This window comes from Amycolatopsis sp. Hca4 (assembly GCF_013364075.1).
In the GTDB taxonomy this organism is placed as follows: domain Bacteria; phylum Actinomycetota; class Actinomycetes; order Mycobacteriales; family Pseudonocardiaceae; genus Amycolatopsis.
Genome location: NZ_CP054925.1, coordinates 4,076,645 through 4,095,715, shown reverse-complemented (window position 1 = coordinate 4,095,715; position 19,071 = coordinate 4,076,645). Strand labels below are relative to the sequence as shown.

Here is a 19,071-nt window from a genome sequence, read left to right as displayed (position 1 = left end):
ATGTACATCGCGGCAAGCCGTACCTCGGACCTGGCGTCGGGAACCGACCGCAAGCCGGCGCTGAAGCGGGTGTCCGCCAACGTGCTGGCGCTCGGGATGGTCAGCCTGGTCACCGACGTCTCGTCGGAGATGGTCACCGCCGTCCTCCCGCTCTACCTGGTGCTCGGTCTCGGCCTGAACCCGCTGCAGTTCGGGCTGCTCGACGGGCTCTACGCCGGCGCCACCGCGGTCGTGCGGGTGCTCGGCGGGCACCTCGCCGACCGGTGGCGGCGGCTCAAGGCGGTCGCCGGGTTCGGGTACGGCTTGTCCGCGGTGTGCAAGCTCGGCCTGGTCGCGGCCGGATCGTCGGTCGCGGCCATCGGGGTCGTCCTCGCCGCCGACCGCACCGGCAAGGGCCTGCGCACCGGCCCGCGTGACGCGCTCATCTCGCTGTCCAGCGAGCCGGCCACCCTCGGCCGGTCGTTCGGGGTGCACCGGGCGATGGACACCGTCGGCGCGTTCCTCGGCCCGCTGGTGGCGATGGCGGTGCTCGCGCTGAGCCTCGGCAGCTACTCCAGCGTGTTCTTCACCAGCTTCTGCATCGCGGCCATCGCCGTGCTGCTGCTGGCCCTCTTCGTCCGCGACCGGCCCGGCGGCGTCGACCGCGCGGCGGTGTCCGCACGGGCCGCGTTCGGCCTGCTGCGGCAGCAGGACTTCCGGCGCGTGGCGCTCTGGGCCGCCCTGCTGGGCCTGGTGACGGTCGGCGACTCGTTCGTCTACCTCGTCCTGCAACGCCGCTGGGAGATCGCGGCGACGTACTTCCCGCTGCTGCCGCTGGGCACCGCCGGGGTCTACCTGCTGCTGGCCGTGCCGCTCGGCAAGCTCGCCGACCGCGTCGGCCGCTGGCCGGTGTTCCTCGGCGGGCACGTGGCCCTGTGCCTGGCCCTGGTGCTGCTCTGCGGCCCGGCCTACGCGGTGCTCCCCGTCGTCGCGCTCGCCCTGCACGGCGTGTTCTACGCGGCCACCGACGGTGTCCTGATGGCCGCGGCAGGCCCGCTCGTCCCGGCCGGCCTGCGCGCCACCGGGCTGGCCGTGGTGCAGACGGGCCAGGCGGTGGCCCGGATGCTCTCCTCCGTCCTGTTCGGACTGGCGTGGACGCTGTGGGACCTGCGGCCCGCGGTGCTCGTCGCCGCGGTCTGCCTGGCCGCCGTCGCCCTCGCCGCCGCCTTCGCGAAACCGGTGCGCCCGTGAAGAAACTCGTCCTCGCCCTCACCGGCACGGCCCTGCTGGTCGCCGCCGCCGTCACGTACACGGTCAGCGCGCGCCACGACACGGCGGACGCCGAACCCGCCGCCGCGCTGACCCTGGCACCCGGCCAGCTGCTGTTCCGCGACACCGCCACCGGCCGCGTCGGGGCCGTCCCGCTCGCCGACCCGCAGGCGAAACCGCGGCTCGGCGAGCTGAAGTGCGACCGGTTCGCGGTGGCGAAGGGGACGGCGGTGTGCCTGGCGGTCAAGCCGGGGACGCTCCCGGCGATCACCGACGTCCTCGTCCTCGACGACCACCTCGCCGTCCGCCACACCGAAACCCTGCCCGGCACGCCGAGCCGGGCGCGCGTCTCGCCGGACGGCAAGCGCGTCTACTGGACGCTGTTCGTCACGGGTGATTCCTACGCGGAGACCGGCTTCTCGACCCGCGCCGGGCTCTACGAGGTCGAGACCGGACGGCTGGTCAAGACGATCGAGGAGCTCCCGGTCTTCAAGGACGGCGAACGCTACTTCGCCCACGACGTCAACTATTGGGGCATCACCTTCGCCTCCGACGGCAACCGTTTCTACGCCACCCTCGGCAGCAAGGGCAAGACGTACCTGGTCGAAGCCGACTACGGGCGCTACCGGGGCAAGACCCTCCGCGAGAACGTCGAGTGCCCGTCGCTGTCCCCGGACGGCAAGCGGGTCGCGTTCAAGAAGAAGGTCGGCGAGGGTGCCTGGCGGCTGTCCGTCCTGGATCTCGGAACGCTGAAGGAGACGGAGCTCGCCGAGACCCGCAGCGTCGACGACCAGGCCCTCTGGCAGGACGACCGCACGATCCTCTACGGGCTGGAGAACGCCGTCTGGGCCGTCCCGGCGGACGGCTCCGGCGCGCCGCGGCAGCTCCACGCCGGGGCGGCGTCGCCGGCCGTCACTCAGGACCCGAGGTAGCGCACCTGACCGCCCTTCCCGCGTTCGAACTCCTCCCGTCCGGCCAGGTGCTCCGGCACGCCGACCTCCCACCACGCCCCGGCTTCGGTCCAGCTCGACGGCTGCGTCTTCACCACGACGACGGCCGGACGCCGCTCCGAAACGGCCGCCTCGCGAGCCGACGCGTACGCCTCCCGCAGAGAGTCCACAGTGGACGCCTTGAACACGACACACCCGAGTGACTCCGCGTGGCGGGCGAAGTCGACTCGCGGCGGCGAAGCGTGCGAGGTCGTGCAGTCGGCGTAGAAGTTGTTGAACGGCTTCCCGCCCTGGCCCTCCTGCAGCCGCGCGATCACGGCGTACCCGTCGTTGTCGCAGACCACGGCGACGAACGGGTGACCGGCGAACGCGGCCGAGAACAGCTCCGAGTTCAGCATCAGGTACGAGCCGTCGCCCAGCAGCGTGGTCACCAGACCCGGGTGGGCGATTGCGGCACCCCACGCGCCGGACAGCTCGTAACCCATGCAGGAGAAGCCGTACTCGACGTCCATCGAGACCGCGCCGGACCCGCGCCAGCCGCCGATCAGCTCGCCCGGCAGCCCACCCGACGCCGTCATGACGTAGTCCTCCGCCGCCGAGAGATCGTTGACCACCCCGACGACCTGCGCGTACGACGGCAGCTCCGCGGCGGACGAGCGCAGCGAGTCGATGTGCGCGTCCCAGGAGGCCCGCTCGGCCGAGGCCCGCGACGTCCACGAGGAGTCGACCCGCCAGCTCTCCAGCTGGGCGGCGAGATCCGTCAGGCCCGCGTCGGCGTCCCCGACCACCGACAGCGCGCCGTGCTTCACCGCGTCGAACCGGGCCGCGTTGAGCGACACCAGCCGGACGTCGGGGGAGAAGACCGTCCAGGACGCCGTCGTGAAGTCCTGCAGCCGCGTCCCCACCGCGAGCACGACGTCCGCGGCCGCCGCGAGGACGTTCGCCGACGTCGAGCCGGTGATGCCGAGCGGGCCCGCGTGCAGCGGGTGCTCGTGCGGCACCAGCGTCCGGCCCGCGGTGGTCTCCACGAGCGGGATCCCGTGCCGCTCGGCGAACTCCAGCGCGCGCTGCCCGGCACCGGAGTACCGGACGCCGCCGCCGAGCACCAGCAGCGGCCGTTTCGAAGCCCGCAGGACCCCGGCCGCTTCGGTGACCGAACGCCGGTCCGGGCGCGGGCGCAGCGGCCGGTGCGTCACCGGGGCGAACAGTTCGTCCGGGAAGTCGTATGTCTCGGCCTGGACGTCCTGCGGCAGGGCGAGGGTCACCGGCCCGGCGTCGGCCGGGTCCGTGAGCACCCTGGCGACCTGCGGCAACGTCGAGATCAGCTGCTCGGGCCTGGTGATCCGGTCGAAGTAGCGCGAGACCGCGCGGAAGGCGTCGTTCACCGTCGCGGTCGCGTCGCCGAACGGCTCGATCTGCTGCAGCACCGGGTCCGGCGCGCGATTGGTGAACGTGTCGCCCGGCAGCAGCAGCACCGGCAGCCGGTTCGCGTGCGCGACCCCGGCCGCGGTGACCATGTTCAGCGCGCCCGGCCCGATCGACGACGTCGCCACGCCGACCTGCCGCCGGTGCGTGGCCTTCGCCAGCCCGACCGCGGCCAGCGCCATGCCCTGCTCGGTGTGCCCGCGCCAGACCGGGATGTCCCCGCGGTGCTCCTCCAGCGCGGTGCCGAGGCCGAGGACGTTGCCGTGCCCGAAGATCGCGAACACGCCGGGGAACAGCGGGACTTCGCGGCCGTCGAGGGTTTCCGAGCGCTGGGCGAGGAGCCAGCGGACCAGCGCCTGAGCCGTCGTCAGCTTCACTGCACACGCCCTTCGTGACTCGTGACGGGGCACCGCGGATCCAGCTCCTGCGTCGCCCACGTGTCGCGGACCCAGCCGTGCGCGGGGTCGTCGCAGAACGCCATGGACCGCTCCTCGGCCGGCCCGGCCAGGACGTTCAGGTAGTACATCGGGTAACCCGGCGCGGCCACGCACGGCCCGTGGTAGCCGCGCGGGATGAGGAAGACGTCGTGATCGCGCACGGCGACGTCCTCGTCCAGCTCGCCGTCGCTCGTGTACGTCCGGTGCAGGCCGAAGCCTTCGCGGGACGGCGTGACGCCGTCGCGGCCGGCGATGCGGAAGTAGTAGATCTCCTCGTTGACGACCTCGCACCCGGTCGCCTCGTCGTGCTTGTGCGGCGGGTAGGACGACCAGTTGCCGCCCGGGGTGATCAGCTCGCACGCGTTGAGCTTGTCGGCGTGGTCCCACACCCCGGGTACGCCGAAGTTGGTCACCTGCCGGGTCGCCTGCCCGGCGCCGCGGACCTCGACCGGGACGTTCTCCGCCGGGCCGTACCCGGCCTCCAGGCGGCGGGTGCAGCGGGCCATCGGCAGCGCGACCTCGAGCCCGTCCGTTGTCGACAACTCGACTTCGGCCTCCCGTGGCACGTACGCGAAGTCCGTCACCCGCGTGAAGACCGACTCACGGCCGCGGAGTTCGAACACCTGCCCGTCGACCCGGACGGTCGCGGACCCGGCCAGCGGCAGCACGAACGCCTCGAACTCGCCGGTGTGCAGGATCCGCACTTCGCCGGGAGCCAGGGAGAGCACCCGCAGCCCGGAGTACCGCCACCCGGCGGTGTCCGGGGTGAGCCGGACCGGGTCGGTGCCGTCGGAAAGTGTCCCGAGTGGACGGTGCAGCTTGCTCACAGCAGCTCCTCGATTTCGGCCGCGGTCGGCATGGCGTCGGCGCAGGCCAGCCGGGACGCCACCAGCGCGCCCGCCGCGTTCGCGTACTCGGCGATCCGCACCGGGTCCCAGCCCGAGAGCAGCCCGTGGATCAGCGCCCCGCCGAAGCCGTCGCCTGCCCCCAGCCCGCAGACGACCTCGACGCGTTGCGGCGGCACGGTCGAGCGCCCCTCCGGCGTCGCCACCAGGACGCCCTCGGCGCCCTTCTTGATCACGGCCAGCCGGAGGCCGCGTTCGAGCAACCGGTCGGCGGCCGTGTCCGGGTCCGCGGTGCCGACGGCCACCTCCACCTCGGTGCGGTTGCCGACCGCGGCCGTGACGTGGTCGAGCATCCCGCCGATCTCGGCGCGGGCCTGCTCGGCGGACGGCCAGAACATCGGCCGGTAGTCCAGGTCCAGGACGGTGTGGTCCCGCCGGCCGCGGGCTTCGAGGATCTTCCGCTGGGTCGCCCGGGCCGGTTCCGCGGACACGCCGGTGCCGGTGACCCACAGCAGCGGCACCGACTCGACGACGTCCCACGGCACGTCCTCGTCGGTCAGCGTCAGATCGGGGGCGATGGGGGAGCGGTAGAACAGCAGTGGCGGGTCCGCGGGCGGGTTCAGCTCGCAGAACACGACCGGCGTCTGCAGGTCCGGCGCCGTGCCCACGAACTCCGGCGAGACGCCGAAGCCGTCGAGGGCCTGCCGCACGTAGCCGCCGAAGCCGTCCGGGCCGACCTTGGTGAGCACCGCCGTGCGCCGGCCGAGCCGCGCGGCGGCGACCGCGACGTTGGTCGCGGTCCCGCCGAGCGACTTGGCGAACGTGCTGACCCCGGCCAGCGGCACGCCGCTCTGTTCCGGGTAGAGGTCCACCCCGACCCGGCCGATCGTCAACGCCTCCAGACTCACGCCTTTTCCACCTGCCGCAGCTCGTGTTCGAGGGCTTCCAGTTCGGCACCGCCCGCCATCTGGCGAGTCAGCTCGTTGATGTCGATGTCCTTCTTCTCGTACGACCCGAGCGCGGCACCCCGCTTGAGCAGCAGGAACCGGTCGGCCACCGGGTAGGCGTGGTGCGGGTTGTGCGTGATGAGCACGACGCCGAGCCCGCGGTCACGGGCCTGGGCGACGTACTTCAGCACCACCCCGGCCTGCTTGACACCCAGCGCCGCCGTCGGTTCGTCGAGGATCAGCACCTTCGCGCCGAAGTACACCGCCCGCGCGATCGCCACGCACTGGCGTTCGCCGCCGGAGAGCGTGCCAACCGGCTGCTCGACGTCCCGCAGGTCGATGCCCATGTCGGACAACGCCTTCTTGGTCGTCTCGCGGCCTTTCTTCCGGTCGAGCATCTTGAACGGGCCGAACCCGGTCGTCGGCTCGGAACCGAGGAAGAAGTTCCGCCAGACACTCATCAGCGGGACCACGGCGAGGTCCTGGTACACGGTCGCGATGCCGCGATCCAGGGCCTCGCGCGGCGAGGAGAACCGGACCGGCTCGCCTTCGACCAGGAACTCGCCGCGGTCGTGCTGGTGCACGCCGGCCAGGATCTTGATCAGCGTGGACTTCCCGGCGCCGTTGTCGCCGAGCACGCAGGTGACCTCGCCGGCGTTGACCACAGTGGACACCTCGCGCAGCGCGATGACGCTGCCGTAGGTCTTCCCGATGTCCCTGACTTCCAGCAAGCTCATCGGCGTACCCTCTCCGCGCGGCGCCGGAAGGCGTTGTTGACCAGGACCGCGGCCAGCAGCATGACGCCGAGGAACAGCATGAACCAGTCGCTGTTCCACTGCGCGAACACGATGCCCTGCCGCGCCATGCCGAAGATCAGCGCGCCGATCGCCGCGCCCACCGCCGAGCCGAACCCGCCGGTGAGCAGGCAGCCGCCGATCACCGCGGCGATGATGTACTGGAACTCCAGCCCGATGCCCTGGTTCGCCTGGACGCTGGCGAAGCGCAGGATGTTGATCGAGCCGACCAGCCACGCGCCGAGCGCGGTGCCCATGAACAGCAGGATCTTCGTGCGCACCACCGGCACGCCGACCGAGCGGGCCGACACCTGCGACCCGCCGACGGCGAAGATCCAGTTGCCGAACCGGGTCCGCACCAGCAGCCACGCGGCGATCGCGGTGACGACGATCCACCAGACGATCGACGACTGGAACTCGGTGCCGCCGATGTCGAAGGTCGAGGCGAACAGCCCGCCGGCCGACTCGTAGCCGCTGGTCGAGCGCATGCCCGACACCTGGACGGTGTTGGTGACCAGCCGCGTCACGCCGAGGTTGAGGCCCTGCAGGGCCAGGAACGACCCCAGCGTGACGATGAAGCTGGGCAGCCCGGTCTTCATCACCAGCCAGCCGTTGAACGCGCCGACGCCGAGCGCGAACACCAGCGACGCCAGCAGCGCGAGCCAGACGTTCCAGCCCGCCTGCGTCGCCAGGATCGCGGTGACCAGCGACGTCGACGCCGTCATGACGCCGGCCGAGAGGTCGAACTCGCCGCCGACCATGAGCAGCGCGACCACGACGGCCATGATCCCGAGCGTCGAGGAGTCGTCCAGCCAGGTCGCCACGCCCAGCGGGCTGAGGAACTGGCCGGTGACCACCGAGAAGAACGCGAAGACGAGCACCGCCCCGAGGAGCGCGCCGATCTCGGGCCGGACGACCAGGCGGTCGACCAGGCTCTTCTGCGCGACGCGCTCGTCGGGCTGGGCTTGGATGGCTGCGGTCATCGCGTGCCGCGCTGCGCGTACGGGGCGATGGTGTCGATGTTGGTCTTGTCGACGAAGCCCGGGCCGGTCTGGACGGGCTTGCCACCGCCGATGGTGTTGCCGTTTTCCTTGTACAGCTTCAGGAACACGATCGGCAGGTAGCCCTGCTCGTACTGCTGCTGGTCGACGGCGAAGAGGATGCTGCCGTCCTTGATGGCCGTGACGACGTCGGCGTTCAGGTCGAAGGTGGCCACCTGGGCCTTGGAGCTCGCTTCCTTGGCGGCGGCGACGGCACGGGCGGCGACCTGCGAGTTCAGCGCCAGCACGGCGTCGATCGACGGGTCGGACTGCAGCGCGCCGCGGATCCGGGCCTGCGCGTCGGTCGGGTTGGAGATGTCGACCTGCAGCGTCGTGACGTTGCCGAAGGTCTGCTTCGCGCCGTCACAGCGCTGGTTCTGGCCGATGTTGCCTGCCTCGTGGATGACGCACAGCAGCTTCGTCTTGCCCGCCGCCTTCAGCCGCTGGCCCGCGCCCTGGCCCGCGAGGCCCTCGCTCTGCCCGACGTGCGCGATCGCGCCGAACTGGGCGCTGAAGTCCTCGCCGGAGTTGATGGTGATGACCGGGATGCCGGCCTTCACCGCGTTCTGGATCGACGTCTGCAGGGCCTGCGGGTTCGCCATCGAGACGACCAGGCCGCCGACCTTCTGCGCGACCGCGTTGTCGATCAGCCGGGCCTGGTTGCCCGGGTCGCCGTCGGAGAAGTAGTCGACGCCGACGTTCAGGTCCTTGCCCGCCTGCTCGGCGCCGTTCTTCACGACGTTCCAGAAGGCGTCGCCCGCGCTGCCGTGCGTGACCACGGCGACCTTGAGCGGGCCGCCGGTGCTCGGGGCCGCGGCCGACGGGCTGCCGCTGGCACTGTTGCTGGAGTTGTCGGCCGTCGGGCCGCTGCAGGCGGACAGGACGAGCCCGGCGGCGGCGATCGCCGCCACGCCCGCCAGCTTCTTGAGAGAGAACACAGTCACTCCTTTGGGACCAGGTTTCAGAGGGAGTCGGTGATCTTCGCCAGGTGGGTCAGGCTGCGCTCGGTGTCCCGCCGGGGTAGGTCGTCGGGGCTCTCCGCGCCGAGGGCGGTGTCCTGTTCGAGGACGTACCAGCCGTCGTAGCCCGCGGCCTGGACGGAGCGCACCATCGCCGCCACGTCCACGTCGCCCTCGCCGAGCGGGGTGTACATGCCCCGCCCGACCGCGTCGGTGTAGCCGAGCCGTCCCGCGCGGACCTCGGCCGCCAGGTCTTCCCGGACGTCCTTGAGGTGCACGTGGCCCACCCGTTCGGGATACCGCTTCGCCAGCTCCACCGGATCCGTCCCGCCGATCATCAGGTGCCCGGTGTCGAGGCACAACCCGAGATCGGAGTCGGCGAGGAAGCGCTCGACCTCGGCCTGCTGCTCCACGTGCGTCCCGACGTGCGGGTGCAGCACCGTGCGCAGGCCGTGGGCGGCGGCGATGTCGCGGATCCTGCCCGCCGTTTCGACCAGCGTCGCCCACTCGGTGTCGCTCAGCCGCGGGCGGTCGTCGTAGCCGTCGAGCCCCGTCGCGGCGGCGAGGACCAGGACGTCGCCCCCGCAGGCGGCGAAGAGCGCGGCCGACTCCTCGGCTTCCTCGAGCGCCTTCTCCTGGTTCTCGTGCAGGACCACGGCGAGGAAGCCGCCGACGAGCGTCAGGTCGTACCCGGCGAGGAGCTCGCGCAGGGCGGCCGGCTCGCGCGGCAGGTACCCGGGCGGGCCGAGTTCGGTGGCCTGCACGCCCAGCGCGGCCATCTCGCCGAGCACGGTCGCCGCGTCCAGCACCCGGCCCCAGCCCGGGACTTCGCAGACGCCCCAGGAGATCGGGGCGGCGGCCACGCGGATCGTCGCTGTCACAAGGGCCTCCGTTGGTCCGTTGGAGCGCTCTATTGATTAGAGCGCTCTAATCTTGTAGCGTCCGTCACAGCAAGTCAAGGCCGAGTTTTCCGAGATCAGGGGAGGTGGGGTCGTGCGTCCGACGATGGAGGACGTCGCCGCGCGGGCGGGAGTTTCCCGCGCGCTGGTCTCCCTGGTGATGAACAATTCACCGAAGGTCTCCGACGCCCGCCGCGCGGCGGTGCTGCGCGCGGCCGAAGAACTCGGCTACCAGCCGCACGTGATGGCGCGGTCGCTGGCCAGCCGGACGTCCACCGTGCTCGGCGTGATGGTCAACGACCTGCGCAACGCCTTCTTCGCCGACATCGTCGAGGAACTGGACGCCGCCGCGCAGGCGGCGGGGTTCGACCTGATCCTCAACACCGGCGGCCGCAGTCCCACGCGGGAGTGGAACGCCCTGCACAACCTGCTGTCCTTCCGCCCGGCCGGGATCATCCTGCTCTCCCCGGTCGTCCCGGCGGCGTCGATCCAGGTCGCGGCCAAGCAGTGCCCGGTCGTCCTGGTGTCGCGGACGGTCCGGTCGTCCATTGTGGACACGGTGAACGACGACGGCGAGGCGGGGTCGGCACTGGCGGTCGACCACCTGGTCGGCCTCGGGCACCGGCGCATCGCCCACCTCGACGGCGGCGGCGCGGCCGGCGCGGCGCAGCGGCGGCGCGGGTTCGAGGCGGCGATGCGGCGGCACGGCCTCGAGCCGATCGTCGTGCGCAGCGAGCACACCGACATCGGCGGCGAGAACGCGGTGCGGGAGCTGCTCGCCGAGTACGGGCGCCCGGAGCTGCCGACGGGGTTGGTCGCCGGCAACGACTTCAACGCCGTGGGCGCGATGTCGGCGCTCGAAGAGGCCGGTCTGCGGGTGCCGGAGGACGTCTCGGTGGTCGGCTACGACAACACCTCGCTCGCCGCGCTGCGGCACCTGTCCCTGACCACGGTGGACCAGCCACGCAAGGACATGGCGCGGCTGGCGTTCGAAGCGCTGATCGAGCGCGTCCGCGGGGAGCGCACGGAGCCGGTCCGGCACCTGCTGCACCCGTCTTTGGTGGTCCGGGCGACCACTGGCCCGTTTTCTCACACAGGAGGAGCTGCACGATGAGGTTGGGACTGGCGGGCACCGGCCGGATCGGCACCGCGCACGCGGAGACGCTGAAGGGGTTCGAGGAGGTCGACTCGGTCGTCGTGGCCGACGTCGACACCGCACGGGCCGCGTCTGCCGCCGCGAAACTCGGCGTCGAATCGGCGGGGCTCGACGAGCTGTTCACCGCGGGGCTGGACGGCCTGGTCGTCACCGCGGCCACGGACGCGCACCCCGGCCTGATCATCGCGGCGGTCGACGCGGGCATCCCGGTGTTCTGCGAGAAGCCGGTGGCCGCGGACATCCCGGGTACGCTGGCGGTGATCGACCGGATCAGCGCGTCGGACGTGCCGGTCCAGATCGGCTTCCAGCGCCGCTTCGACGCTGGTTACGCGGCGGCCCGGGCGGCGGTCGCGTCCGGCGAGCTGGGCTGGCTGCACACGCTCCGCGCGACGACGTTCGACCCGGCGCCCCCGCCGGCCGGGTACGTCGCCCACTCGGGTGGGTTGTTCCGCGACTGCGGCGTCCACGACTTCGACATCATCCGCTGGGTGAGCGGCCGCGAGGTCGACGAGGTGTACGCGATCGGCGCCAACCGCGGCGAGCAGTTCTTCGTGGACGCGGGCGACGTCGACACGGCGGCGGCGACACTGACCCTGGACGACGGAACGCTGGCCACGGTGTCGCTGACCCGCTACAACGGCGCGGGCTACGACGTGCGGCTCGACGTGCTGGGCTCGGTGTCGGGCGTGGTGGTCGGCCTGGACGACCGGGCGCCGCTGCGGTCGGTGGAGCCGGGCGTCGCCCCGCTGCCCGGGCCGGCTTATCCGGGGTTCATGGAGCGCTTCCGCCCGGCGTACACGACGGAGCTGCGCGCGTTCCTGGACGTGGTCGCGGGCCGGGCGCCTTCACCGTGCGGGGCGGCGGACGCTCTGGAGGCGTTCTACATCGCGGAGGCTTGCGAGGTCTCCCGGCGGGAACGGCGGCCGGTGAAGCTGGCGGAGGTCCGCCGGTAGCCGGAACTCACGCGATCCAGCCCGGAACTCGCGTGATCCAGGCCGGAACTCACGGGATTGAGGCCGGAAGTCGCGAGTTACGGCCTCAATCACGCGGGTCACGGCCCTGATCACGCGGGTTACGGGCCGGAGCGCGAAATCCGTTCGCGTGGGCGGATGGCGGCGGCGAAGATCCAGGCATGATCGTGCTGACTCCGCTGGACGAGGCCGCCCTGGTGCGGCTGCTCGAAGCCGCCGAGGCCGGGGCCGATCCCCTGGACGTCATGCCTCCGGTCGGCGGGCCGCCCGGGTGGACGTCCGCGCGCCGGGACGCCTTCCTCGCGTTCCACCGCGCCCGGTGCCTGGACCCGGCGACCGCGGTGGAACGCACCTGGGTGATCGACGCCGACGGCGTGGCGGTCGGCGCGGCCCGGCTGGAATCCCACGGCGACGCGGTCGAGGCGGGCATCTGGCTGGCCCGCGCCGCCCGTGGGCGGGGGATCGGCAAGCAGGTGACGGCGTTGCTGCTCGCCGAGGCCCGTGCGAGCGGCGCGGCCGGGCTCGTCGCCTCGACGACCGTGGACAACCGCGGTGCCCAGTCGCTGCTCGCCGGGATCGGTGCGGACCTCACCGTCGACGGCGACGAGGTGGCCGCGGACCTGCGGCTCGGCCGGAGCCGGTGACCGGCCCGGCGCGGGCGGACCGCGCCGGACCGGCGACCGGCGACCGGCGAGCTCAGCCGAGCTGCAACTCCGGGTTGTACATCTCGATCCAGTGGTACAGGTCGAGCAGCCGGTCGAGGCCGATGCGCGCCGCCGGGGGCATCGTCGCCGGGTCCACTTCGGACACCCGGTGTGCCCAGGTGCGGTCGACCAGGTCGAACACCGGGTGACCCGGCTCGGCCAGGACCTCCTTGACCTGCTGCTGCAACGCCGCCGCGTAGCCCGGGTCCTGCGTCGACGGGTACGGGCTCTTCACCCGCTGCGCGACCGAAGAAGGCAGGACGTGCGAAGTCGCGTGACGCAGGAGGCTCTTCTCGCGGCCGTCGAACGTCTTCAGCGACCACGGCGTGTTGTACACGTACTCGACCAGCCGGTGGTCGCAGAACGGCACCCGCACCTCCAGGCCCACCGCCATCGACGCACGGTCCTTGCGGTCCAGCAGCATCCGCACGAACCGGGTCAGGTGCAGGTGGCAGATGGTCCGCATCCGCGCTTCGAGCGCGGACTCGCCGTCGAGGTGGTCCACCGAAGCGACCGCGGAGGCGTACTGGTCGGCGATGTAGGACTCGACGTCGAGCTTCTTCACCAGCTCCGGCGTGTACAGCGTCGAGCGCTCGTCCATCATCGAGGTGCGGAACGCCAGCCACGGGAACGTGTCCGCGTTGACGGCCTTCTCGTCGTGGAACCAGCGGTAGCCGCCGAACACCTCGTCGGCCGACTCGCCGGACAGGGCCACCGTCGACTCGCCGCGGATCGCCTTGAACAGCAGGTACAGCGAGGTGTCCATGTCGCCGAGGCCGGCCGGGATGTCCCGCGCCCGCAGCACCGCGCGGCGCACCTCGGGGTCGGTCAGCTCGGCCGGGTTGAGGACGACGTCCTGGTGCGCCGACCCCACCAGGGCGGCGACGTCGCGGACGAACGGCGAGTCGGCCGTGTCGCGCATTTCGTCCGGCTGGAAGTTCTCCTCCTGGCCGAAGAAGTCGACGGAGAACGTCCGCAGCTGCTCGCCCTGCTCGGCCAGCCGCGCGGCCGCGAGCCCGGTGACGGCGCTGGAGTCCAGGCCACCCGACAGCAGGACGCAGCGGGGGACGTCGGCGACGAGCTGGCGGTTGACGATGTCGGTCATCAGCTCGCGGACGCGGGCGACCGTGGTCTCCTGGTCGTCCGTGTGCTGCTTCGCGTCCAGCTTCCAGTAGGTGCGGGTCCTGATGCCCTCGCGGGACACGGTGACGATCGTGCCCGGCTGCACCTCCTCCATGTCCTTCCACAGCGACCAGCCCGGCCGCTTGGTGAAGCCGGCGAGCTCGCGCAGGCCGTCGAGGTCGACGACCTTCTTGGCGAGGGGGTTGGCGAGGATGGCCTTCGGCTCGGAGCCGAACAGGACGCCGTCGCGAGTCGGGTAGTAGTAGAACGGCTTGATGCCCATCCGGTCGCGGATCATCACCAGCCGGTCGTCGCGCTCGTCCCAGATCGCGAAGGCGTACATGCCGTTGAGGTGGTCGACGACCTCGTCGCCCCACTGCAGGTAACCGTGCAGCACGACCTCGGTGTCGCTGTCGGTCTTCCACCGGTGGCCGAGCTTCGTCAGCTCTTCCTTCAGTTCGGTGAAGTTGTAGGCCTCACCGCTGTAGACCATGGCCACCGCGCCGTTCGGCGTGGCCACCGTCATCGGCTGACGGCCGCCGGGCAGGTCGATGATGGCCAGGCGCCGGTGTCCCAGCGCCACGTGCTCGCGCACCCACGTCCCCGAGTCGTCCGGCCCGCGGCAGGCCATGGTCCCCGTCATGGCGTCGACCACGTCCTGGCGGCGGGTGAGGTCGGCGTCGTAGGAAACCCAGCCGGCGATACCGCACATAGGTGATCCCCTCTCCCAAGATTTGCTTAGCCGATACAACTATCGGTAACACAGGTGTAACACGGGCTGTAGATCTTGTCTGCCCGATTTGCACTTTCCGCACCTGTTCGATCACGCAGTGTGTCGCGGGTCACTAACCAACTGCATGCAGTGACAACGAGGCAAACGTTTGCGTGACCGCCGCCACCAGCCGTCAAGACGGCGTAAACGGGTGTCAGCAACGCATCAAGAGGCCGTCAGCCGCAGGCCGGGACGGGGTCCCGGAACCGCAGAGTGAGCTGTCCGGTCACCGAACCCGGTGACCCGTCTTGAGAGGTGCCTGTGGCCGACTTGCTCTACGCCGTGCTCCTGATCGGCGTTTTCGTGGTGCTCGCGCTGGCGCTGCGCGGGCTGGAGAAGCTGTGAGCGGCGCGGGATCCGTGGCCAACGTCGTCGGCGGACTGCTGGCGCTCGGCCTGCTCGTGTACCTCTTCATCGCGCTGATCAAGCCGGAGAAATTCTGATGCGTCCCGACGTACTTTTCCCCGCGGAGGGGCTGAAATGACCGATGTCACGGCCGGGCTCATCCAGCTCGGCCTGCTCCTCGCCGCACTCGCCGTGGTCTACAAACCGCTCGGCGACTACCTGGCGCGGGTCTTCTCGACCGAGAAGCACCTGAAGCTGGAAAAGGGCCTCTACAAGCTCTTCCGCGTCAACCCGGACTCCGAGCAGCGGTGGCCGACCTACGCCGCGGGCGTGCTCGGCTTCTCGTTCGTCTCGGTCGTCCTGCTCTACCTGCTTCAGCGCCTGCAGCCGCTGCTGCCGTGGGACCTGGGCCGCGGCTCGGTGAGCCCCGGCGTCGCCTTCAACACGGCGATCTCGTTCGTCACCAACACGAACTGGCAGTCCTACGTCCCCGAGACGACGATGGGCCACTTCGTGCAGATGGCCGGGCTGACCGTGCAGAACTTCCTGTCGGCGGCCGTCGGCCTGGCCGTGGCGATCGCGGTGACGCGGGGCTTCGTGCGGGCGAAGACCGACCGGCTCGGCAACTTCTGGGTCGACCTCACCCGGGGCACGATCCGCGTGCTGCTGCCGATGGCGTTCGTGTTCGCCCTCGTGCTGGTCGCGCTCGGCGTGGTGCAGAGCCTCAAGGCCGGCGTCGCCGTGACGAACCCGGACGGCAGCCACAGCACCATCGCGCTGGCCCCGGCGGCGAGCCAGGAGGCCATCAAGGAACTGGGCACCAACGGCGGCGGCATCCTCAACGCCAACTCCGCGCACCCGTTCGAGAACCCCAACGCCTGGACGAACCTGATCGAGCTGTTCCTCATCCTGGTCATCCCGGTCAGCCTGACCCGCGCGTTCGGGACGCTGGTCGGCAACCGCCGCCAGGGGTACGTCCTGCTGAGCGTGATGGGCCTGCTGTGGGCGGCTTCGCTGGTCCTCATCTGGTTCTCGGAGGCCAAGGCGAACAACCCGGCCGCGCTGGCCGCGGGCGCGAGCATGGAAGGCAAGGAACAGCGCTTCGGCATCGGCCTGACGTCGATCTTCGCCGACACCACCACCGGCACCTCGACCGGCGCGATCAACGGCGCGCACGACAGTCTTTCGGGGCTCGGCGGCGGGGGACCGCTGCTGAACATGCTCTACGGCGAGATCTCGCCCGGCGGCGTCGGCACCGGCCTCTACGGCATCCTCGTCATGGCGATCATCGCGATGTTCCTGGCCGGCCTGATGGTCGGGCGCACGCCGGAGTACCTGGGCAAGAAGCTCGGCAAGCGCGAGGTGACCTGCGCGGCGATCGCGATGCTGGCGATGCCGACGGTCGTGCTCCTCGGTTCCGGGATCGCCCTGCTGCTGCCGGGCACGGCGGGCGCGCTCGGCAACTCCGGCGCGCACGGCCTGTCCGAGATCCTCTACGGCTACGCCTCGACCGGCAACAACAACGGCAGCGCGTTCGGTGGCCTGACCGCGACGAGCGACTGGTTCCAGTCGTCGTTCGCCGTCGCCATGGCGTTCGGCCGGTTCGTGCCGATCCTCGCCGTGCTCTGCCTGGCCGGTTCCCTGGCCGCCCAGCGCAAGGTGCCCGAGACCGCGGGCACCCTGCCGACCACCGGGCCGCTGTTCGCCACCCTGCTCACCGGCACGGTGGTGCTCGTCGCGGCCCTCACGTTCATCCCGGCGCTCGCGCTCGGGCCCATCGCGGAGGCACTCGCATGACCGTCACCGAAGAGCGACCCCAGGTGACTCCCGCCGAACCCACCGGCCGAGTCGGGGCCGGCGTGTTCAGCCCGCGCCAGCTCTGGACGTCGCTGCCGGAGGCGTTCCGGAAGCTGAACCCGAAGCACCAGCTCGGCAACCCGGTGATGTTCGTGGTGTGGGTCGGTTCGGCGCTCACCACCGTCTTCGCCGTCACCGACCCGAGCGTCTTCACCATCCTCATCGCCGTCTGGCTGTGGTTCACGGTCCTGTTCGCGAACCTCGCCGAAGCCGTCGCCGAAGGGCGGGGGAAGGCGCAGGCGGAGAGCCTGCGGCGGTCGAAGAAGGAGACCGTCGCCCGCCGGCTCACGGCGAACGGGGAAGAGCAGGTCCCCGGGGTCGAGCTGAAGATCGGCGACCTCGTCGTCGTCGAAGCGGGTCAGGTGATCCCGGGTGACGGCGACGTCGTCGAGGGCATCGCGACCGTCGACGAGTCGGCCATCACCGGCGAGTCCGCCCCGGTCATCCGCGAATCCGGCGGCGACCGGAGCGCGGTCACCGGCGGCACGACCGTGCTGAGCGACCGGATCGTCGTGAAGATCACGACCAAGCCGGGCGAGTCCTTCGTGGACCGCATGATCGCGCTGGTGGAAGGCGCTTCGCGGCAGAAGACGCCGAACGAGATCGCGCTGACGATCCTGCTCTCGACGTTGACGATCATCTTCCTGCTCGCCGTCGTGGCCCTGCAGCCGATGGCCCGCTACTCCGGCTCCGAGCAGTCCGTGATCGTGCTGACCGCGCTGCTGGTCTGCCTGATCCCGACGACGATCGGCGCGCTGCTGAGCGCGATCGGCATCGCCGGCATGGACCGCCTTGTCCAGCGCAACGTGCTGGCGACCAGCGGCCGCGCGGTGGAGGCCGCCGGCGACGTCTCGACGCTGCTGCTGGACAAGACCGGCACGATCACCTTCGGCAACCGCCGCGCCACCGAGCTGATCCCGGTCGGATCGTCCACACCGGACGAACTCGCCCGTGCCGCCCGGCTGGCCAGCCTGGCCGACGAGACCCCCGAGGGCCGCAGCGTCGTCGAGCTGACGGCGGAGCACGCGGACCGGGACGAGCACGGCGAGTTCGTCCCCTTCACCGCGCAGACCCGGATGAGCGGCATCGACATCGGCAGCAGGCGGATCCGCAAGGGGGCGGCGAGCGCGGTCCGCGCGTGGGTGCGCGACAACGGCGGCGACTTCCCCGACGAGACCGAGCGGGTGGTCGACGAGATCAGCGCCCAGGGCGGCACCCCGCTGGTGGTCGCGGAGGAAACCGTCGTGCGCGGCGTGATCCGGCTGTCCGACGTCGTCAAGCCGGGCATGAAGGAGCGCTTCGCCGAATTGCGCTCGATGGGCATCAAGACGGTGATGATCACCGGTGACAACCCGCTCACCGCGAAGGCCATCGCCGCGGACGCCGGCGTCGACGACTACCTCGCCGAGGCCAAGCCCGAGGACAAGATGGCCCTCATCAAGCAGGAGCAGGAGGGCGGGCGGCTGGTCGCGATGACCGGCGACGGCACCAACGACGCCCCCGCCCTCGCGCAGGCCGACGTCGGCGTCGCGATGAACACCGGCACCTCGGCCGCCAAGGAGGCCGGGAACATGGTCGACCTCGACAGCGATCCGACCAAACTGATCGAGATCGTCGAGATCGGCAAGCAGCTGCTGATCACCCGCGGCGCGCTGACGACCTTCAGCGTCGCCAACGACCTGGCCAAGTACTTCGCGATCCTGCCCGCGATGTTCACCGGCATCTTCGCCCAGCTCGGCGCGCTCAACATCATGCAACTGGCCACGCCGAAGTCGGCGATCCTCTCCGCGGTCATCTTCAACGCGCTGATCATCGTCGTGCTCATCCCGCTGGCCCTGCGCGGCGTGCGGTACAAGCCGTCGTCGGCCTCCGCCCTGCTGCGCCGCAACCTGCTCGTCTACGGCCTCGGCGGGATCGTCAGCCCCTTCCTCGGGATCTGGCTGATCGACCTGCTCGTGCGCCTCATCCCCGGAATCGGGTGACACCGTGAACACACTCGTCAAACAGACCTGGGCCGGGCTGCGTGTCCTGCTCGTGCTGACCGTCCTGCTCGGCGTCCTCTACCCCCTCTCCGTGTGGGCGATCGCCCGCATCCCCGGCCTGGAGGGCAACGCCGAAGGCTCGTTGGTGACGCAGAACGGCCAGGCCGTCGGCTCGTCGCTGATCGGCGTCGACCCCGTGCCCGCCGACCCCGCCCACGACCCCTGGTTCCACACCCGCCCCTCGGCGCTCGCGAAGGACGCGCTCGGCCCCGGCGACCCGTCGACCTCCGGCGCGTCCAACAAGGGGCCGTACAACGAGGACCTGGTGAAGACCATCGGCGAGCGCAAGGACGCCATCGCCAAGCGCGAAGGCGTGACGCCCGATCAGGTGCCACCGGACGCGGTGACGGCGTCGGGCTCGGGCCTCGACCCGGCGATCAGCGTCGCCTACGCCGAGCTCCAGGCCCCGCGGGTCGCCCGCAACACCGGCCTGCCCCTCGACCGGGTGAAGCAGCTGATCGAGCAGAACACGGGCGGGGCCGGGATCGGTGTCCCCGGCGTCACTGTGCTCCCGCTCAACTTGGCCGTGCGCGCGGCGGCCGGAGGGGCACACTGACA

General features: G+C 71.2%; 17 protein-coding genes. 9 read left to right on the top strand and 8 right to left on the bottom strand.

Annotation, left to right across the window (positions count from 1 at the left end):
- Together HUT10_RS17760 and HUT10_RS17755 are read left to right on the top strand one after the other, a co-directional pair.
- Positions 1–1,230, top strand: a complete 1,230-nt coding sequence (locus HUT10_RS17760) for an MFS transporter (protein ID WP_176172242.1) — start codon at positions 1–3, stop codon at positions 1,228–1,230.
- Positions 1,227–2,180 (top strand): PD40 domain-containing protein, encoded by a 954-nt coding sequence (locus HUT10_RS17755; RefSeq protein WP_176172241.1) that lies wholly within the window; start codon positions 1,227–1,229, stop codon positions 2,178–2,180. Before HUT10_RS17760 ends, HUT10_RS17755 begins: the two co-directional genes overlap by 4 nt.
- On the opposite strand, the gene iolD is transcribed toward HUT10_RS17755, so the two are convergent.
- The 7 genes from iolD to HUT10_RS17720 are packed head-to-tail and all read right to left on the bottom strand — an operon-like array spanning position 2,165 to position 9,526.
- Positions 2,165–4,000, bottom strand: a complete 1,836-nt coding sequence (gene iolD / locus HUT10_RS17750; RefSeq protein ID WP_176172240.1) for a 3D-(3,5/4)-trihydroxycyclohexane-1,2-dione acylhydrolase (decyclizing) — start codon at positions 3,998–4,000, stop codon at positions 2,165–2,167. The two genes, HUT10_RS17755 and iolD, sit on opposite strands and share 16 nt — an antisense overlap.
- Entirely contained in the window at positions 3,997–4,887 is an 891-nt protein-coding gene (gene iolB, locus HUT10_RS17745) for a 5-deoxy-glucuronate isomerase (RefSeq protein WP_176172239.1), read from the bottom strand. The genes iolD and iolB overlap by 4 nt, the downstream gene beginning before the upstream one ends.
- On the bottom strand, positions 4,884–5,813 hold the full coding sequence (gene iolC, locus HUT10_RS17740; protein ID WP_176172238.1) for a 5-dehydro-2-deoxygluconokinase: 930 nt from the start codon (positions 5,811–5,813) through the stop codon (positions 4,884–4,886). The genes iolB and iolC overlap by 4 nt, the downstream gene beginning before the upstream one ends.
- Positions 5,810–6,589, bottom strand: a complete 780-nt coding sequence (locus HUT10_RS17735) for an ATP-binding cassette domain-containing protein (protein WP_176172237.1) — start codon at positions 6,587–6,589, stop codon at positions 5,810–5,812. Before HUT10_RS17735 ends, iolC begins: the two co-directional genes overlap by 4 nt.
- Positions 6,586–7,629 carry an ABC transporter permease gene (locus tag HUT10_RS17730; protein WP_176172236.1) on the bottom strand — a complete coding sequence of 348 codons (1,044 nt, stop codon included), beginning with the start codon at positions 7,627–7,629 and terminating at the stop codon, positions 6,586–6,588. Before HUT10_RS17730 ends, HUT10_RS17735 begins: the two co-directional genes overlap by 4 nt.
- Positions 7,626–8,624 (bottom strand): sugar ABC transporter substrate-binding protein, encoded by a 999-nt coding sequence (locus tag HUT10_RS17725; protein WP_176172235.1) that lies wholly within the window; start codon positions 8,622–8,624, stop codon positions 7,626–7,628. Before HUT10_RS17725 ends, HUT10_RS17730 begins: the two co-directional genes overlap by 4 nt.
- Before the next feature lie 23 nt (positions 8,625–8,647).
- Complete coding sequence (locus HUT10_RS17720) at positions 8,648–9,526, bottom strand: TIM barrel protein (protein ID WP_176172234.1); 879 nt, start codon at positions 9,524–9,526, stop codon at positions 8,648–8,650.
- Between the two features lie 124 nt (positions 9,527–9,650).
- Between HUT10_RS17720 and HUT10_RS17715 the strand changes: the two genes are divergently transcribed.
- From HUT10_RS17715 to HUT10_RS17705, 3 genes are all read left to right on the top strand, one after another.
- Positions 9,651–10,658, top strand: coding sequence for a LacI family DNA-binding transcriptional regulator (locus HUT10_RS17715; RefSeq protein WP_176177873.1), 1,008 nt, complete (start codon positions 9,651–9,653; stop codon positions 10,656–10,658).
- Entirely contained in the window at positions 10,655–11,653 is a 999-nt protein-coding gene (locus tag HUT10_RS17710) for a Gfo/Idh/MocA family oxidoreductase (RefSeq protein WP_176172233.1), read from the top strand. Before HUT10_RS17715 ends, HUT10_RS17710 begins: the two co-directional genes overlap by 4 nt.
- Before the next feature lie 179 nt (positions 11,654–11,832).
- A complete protein-coding gene (locus tag HUT10_RS17705; RefSeq protein WP_176172232.1) occupies positions 11,833–12,315 on the top strand; it encodes a GNAT family N-acetyltransferase in 483 nt (160 codons plus the stop codon).
- A gap of 52 nt (positions 12,316–12,367) precedes the next feature.
- Here HUT10_RS17705 and asnB read toward each other — a convergent pair whose 3' ends face one another.
- On the bottom strand, positions 12,368–14,209 hold the full coding sequence (gene asnB, locus HUT10_RS17700; RefSeq protein ID WP_176172231.1) for an asparagine synthase (glutamine-hydrolyzing): 1,842 nt from the start codon (positions 14,207–14,209) through the stop codon (positions 12,368–12,370).
- A 401-nt stretch (positions 14,210–14,610) separates the two neighbouring features.
- Between asnB and kdpF the strand changes: the two genes are divergently transcribed.
- From kdpF to HUT10_RS17680, 4 genes are read left to right on the top strand one after another with little or no spacing between them, the layout of a single operon-like run.
- Entirely contained in the window at positions 14,611–14,712 is a 102-nt protein-coding gene (gene kdpF, locus HUT10_RS17695; RefSeq protein WP_176172230.1) for a K(+)-transporting ATPase subunit F, read from the top strand.
- Positions 14,713–14,749: 37 nt separating this feature from the next.
- Complete coding sequence (kdpA, locus tag HUT10_RS17690) at positions 14,750–16,411, top strand: potassium-transporting ATPase subunit KdpA (RefSeq protein WP_176172229.1); 1,662 nt, start codon at positions 14,750–14,752, stop codon at positions 16,409–16,411.
- Entirely contained in the window at positions 16,408–18,453 is a 2,046-nt protein-coding gene (gene kdpB, locus HUT10_RS17685; protein WP_176172228.1) for a potassium-transporting ATPase subunit KdpB, read from the top strand. Before kdpA ends, kdpB begins: the two co-directional genes overlap by 4 nt.
- A gap of 4 nt (positions 18,454–18,457) precedes the next feature.
- Positions 18,458–19,069, top strand: a complete 612-nt coding sequence (locus HUT10_RS17680; RefSeq protein WP_176172227.1) for a potassium-transporting ATPase subunit C — start codon at positions 18,458–18,460, stop codon at positions 19,067–19,069.
- Positions 19,070–19,071: the final 2 nt, after the last annotated feature.